4 protein-coding genes and 2 pseudogenes are annotated in these 3651 nt (G+C 43.2%); 3 read left to right on the forward strand and 3 right to left on the reverse strand.

Annotation, left to right across the window (positions count from 1 at the left end):
- Window positions 1-721, reverse strand: a 721-nt coding sequence (locus tag Q0688_RS27700) for a molybdopterin-dependent oxidoreductase (protein ID WP_367179831.1), incomplete at its 3' end; no start/stop codon positions are given.
- 51 nt (window positions 722-772) lie between these two features.
- Window positions 773-1306, reverse strand: a pseudogene (gene gloB, locus Q0688_RS27705) (hydroxyacylglutathione hydrolase); the annotation flags it as partial.
- Window positions 1307-1359: 53 nt separating this feature from the next.
- Between gloB and Q0688_RS23780 the strand changes: the two are divergent.
- Entirely contained in the window at window positions 1360-2121 is a 762-nt protein-coding gene (locus tag Q0688_RS23780) for a class I SAM-dependent methyltransferase (protein WP_069439990.1), read from the forward strand.
- Window positions 2122-2135: 14 nt separating this feature from the next.
- On the opposite strand, the gene rnhA is transcribed toward Q0688_RS23780, so the two are convergent.
- On the reverse strand, window positions 2136-2600 hold the full coding sequence (gene rnhA, locus Q0688_RS23785) for a ribonuclease HI (RefSeq protein WP_299083161.1): 465 nt from the start codon (window positions 2598-2600) through the stop codon (window positions 2136-2138).
- 68 nt (window positions 2601-2668) lie between these two features.
- On the opposite strand from rnhA, the gene dnaQ reads away from it, so the two are divergent.
- Both dnaQ and Q0688_RS23795 read left to right on the forward strand, forming a co-directional pair.
- Complete coding sequence (gene dnaQ, locus Q0688_RS23790; protein WP_069439989.1) at window positions 2669-3382, forward strand: DNA polymerase III subunit epsilon; 714 nt, start codon at window positions 2669-2671, stop codon at window positions 3380-3382.
- Window positions 3383-3391: 9 nt separating this feature from the next.
- A pseudogene (locus Q0688_RS23795) lies at window positions 3392-3651 on the forward strand (TIGR03503 family protein); the annotation flags it as partial.

Below are 3651 nucleotides of genomic sequence, written 5' to 3' on the forward strand. Positions count from 1 at the left end.
AATCCTCGCCCGGATTCGGAAGATGTTCTTCCGATAATTCACTGACCTTTTTCGCCAGTCCCCGAAATATCTCCCAATCGCTCTTTGATTCCCAAGATGGCGGAACCGCTTCCGATAAAGGATGTATAAACGAATGCATATCCGTCGAATTCAAATCTGCTTTTTCATACCAGGTCGCGGCAGGCAAGACAATGTCCGAGTAAAGTGCTGACGTATCCATACGGAAGTTCAAATCAACGACTAAGTCCATCTTGCCTTCAGCCGGCGGATTCTCAACATTTATGTCCTTTACAGAACCTTCGGCACATTGTTCGGCAACGTCGTTGTGGTGTGTTCCTAGATAATATTTAAGGAAATACTCATGTCCTTTGGCACTTGCCATTAGAGCGTTGCCGCGCCAGATAAACCAGACTCTCGGGAAATTTTCAGGTTTACTTGGGTTTTCAACCGAAAACTGTAATTTCTTGTCCGTTAGTTGTTTGACAACATAATCCGAAATTTCTTTTTCGTTGGTCGCTCCCGCAGCTTTTGCGTCGTTAAGAATCTCGTGATTCGGTTTTTCAAACTGCGGATAAAACGGTAGCCAGCCATTTCGCACAGCTTGAACTTGTGTGTCCGCGGTGTGTCCCTTGGCAATGTCTGCCGTATCTCCAACTGCCGTGTTTTCAGGAATTGGTGCGTAGACTGAGCTTTCTCGCTCATAACGCCACTGCTCGCTCATTATGTAGTGCCAAGAGGGTGCATTTTGCAGCCGCGATGCCGGAATCCAGTCTTTTGCAAACGCCAAATTCGCCTGGGTGTATTCATGAGTGCAATACACTTTGCAATCACTCGGTAGTGCACTAAGTTTATTAAATGAATGCCACATTTGTTCTGGAGTGCCTTCAAATAAGCGCCCACAACCACCGCTAAATAATGTGTCGCCAGTAAAAGCAAGTGCATCATTAACATAACAAATATGATCGAGTGTGTGGCCAGGCGTGGTGATAATATTAAATGAGGTGCCTAAAACGGTAATCGTTTGGTCTTCATTTAAAGGCTCTGTTATTCCTTTAAATGGACTGTTACTTGGGCCGTAAACCTCAACGTTTGGATACTGTTTTACTAATTGGGCAACGCCATCAGTGTGATCATAATGATGATGCGTTATTAAAATACCGCCTAGGGTTAAATTATACTGTGCTAAATGCTCAGTGACCGGCGCAGATTGGCCGGGGTCAACCACCCACGCTTGGTTATTATGCTCGGTGGTTAAGCACCAAATGTAGTTATCAGAAAAGGCTTTAATTGCTTTGACTTGCACCATGTATCGTTGCTCTATAAAGTGGTATTTAATTAATATTATAACGAGCTTATACAATGAAACCAGCCTTTAGTTTTCAAGAAGGACCCAAACCGTTGTCATGGCAGCAGTTTCCGCATGGTGATCATTTACGTTGTGATATAGAACGCAAATTGTCGCCGTGGCTACCGCGTATGTTTGGCTATCATATGCTTAAATTGGGTAATTTAAGTGGCGAGTTAGATACCAGCAAAAGTTCCATTAAGCATCAAGTATGCGTTGCAGAGCCAGGCCCTTATACCGGAGTGGTGGCTGACATAGACGAACTGCCTTTTTATGAGCACAGTATAGATGCGTGCATTATGAGCCATTGTTTAGAGTATCACTCAGATCCGCATCATATATTACGTGAGGCTCATCGTACGCTTATTCCCGGCGGTTATATTGCCATTACCGGGTTTAATCCGTTTAGCTTTTGTGGGTTAGCGCAATTACTGCCATTTAGTGGTCAAAAACTACCGTGGACAGGGCGCTTTTTTACCCCTGCACGCGTTAAAGACTGGCTTAATTTACTCGGATTTGAAATTGTGGCCGATGAGCGATTTATTTATTCATCGTTGGCACGCGGTAACCGGTTGTCGCGGTTTGCGTTTTGGCGCAGCTTTACCAAGCAATATTTAAAACCTATGGGCAGTGTATATTTGCTGGTGGCACGAAAGCGTGTTGCGCCACTTACGCCAATAAAACCTAAGTGGCATGCACGGCCACAATTTGCGCCAATAAAAGGGGTAGGGCTTAGGCAGACCTCAAAGCAACATTATCAGCAAAATAAAAAATAGAGCGATATTGAGGGTTACGGTTGGTAACCTTCATCATCAATTAAGTTTTTGCCGCTGGCCGCATCACGGGCAAGGTCGTCAACAATTTCATTATATTTATGGCCACTGTGACCTTTTACCCATTTCCAAGTAACATCGTGCTCGGCGCAGGCTTTATCGAGACGTTTCCATAAGTCGACATTTTTAACCGGCTTTTTAGCAGAGGTTTGCCAACCGCGTTTTTTCCAATTGGTGATCCACGACTCAATGCCTTGTTTTACGTATTGGCTATCGGTAGTCAGGGTAACAGGGCATGAACGATTAAGTGATTCTAGCGCAACAATAGCAGCTAGCATTTCCATGCGGTTGTTTGTTGTGAGTTTGTAACCTTGACTTAATTTTTTTTCATGGGCTTCATAAATCATAAAAATACCATAACCACCGGGGCCTGGATTACCTAAACACGAACCATCGGTGTAAATCTCTACGGTTTTTTGCACTGTTTTACCTTGATATTATGTACAATAAAGTGATTATAGAAAGATACCAGAGTCAGGCTTAATTCGATATGGCACGCAGACAAATAGTTTTAGATACAGAAACCACCGGCATCGACCCTAAACAAGGGCATCGTATTATTGAGATAGGCTGTGTGGAGCTAATGAATCGTCGGTTAACCGGCAATAATTTTCACGTTTACATAAATCCACAACGCAGCATTGAAGAAGAAGCAATCGATGTTCACGGTATTACCAACGAATTTTTACGTGACAAACCGCTTTTTCGAGATATTGCCCAAGAGTTTTTTGACTATATTAAAGGCGCAGAACTCGTTATTCATAACGCGCCGTTCGATATTGGCCATATGGATAATGAATTTGCGTTATTAAATCAAGGTTATCAAAACACCCATAGTTTTTGTGGGGTACTTGATACCCTTAAAATGGCGCGTGACTTGCATCCAGGACAAAAGAACAACCTGGATGCGCTTTGCCGTCGCTACGATGTTGATAACACTAAGCGGACGTTACACGGCGCCTTACTGGATTCTGAGATTTTAGCCGATGTTTACCTGGCAATGACCGGGGGACAAGTAAAGCTAAATCTAAATCAAAATAAAGATGACTCAAGTGAAGATCAAAAGGGCGGCATTAGGCGCTTAAACAGCGATAGAGCCCCATTGGTTGTTATAGCAGCAAGCGAAGCAGAGCAAAGCGCACATCAATCACGTTTAGACATTGTACAAAAGGAGGGCGGCCATTGTTTATGGCGCGCTGAATAAGGCACTATTATGAAAACGCTATTAGTAGTTTCACTGTGTTTAATCGCCGCGTGCTTCATTCCCGATGCACACAGCGTTAAACAAGTTGAAGAGTTAAAAGGCAGCGGTAAACAAAATGAAATACCGTTACTGGATAACCGTTTTCGTATAGATGACAAAATTGATGAAATAAAATTAATATTTTTTAGACGTCCTGGGTCGCCTGCCGTTATTTTAGTTAGACCCGATGGTACTAAATACTTTGCAACCAATGCGGTAGGAAACACCAG

The sequence above is a fragment of the uncultured Paraglaciecola sp. genome, assembly GCF_937123705.1.
Lineage (GTDB): Bacteria > Pseudomonadota > Gammaproteobacteria > Enterobacterales > Alteromonadaceae > Paraglaciecola.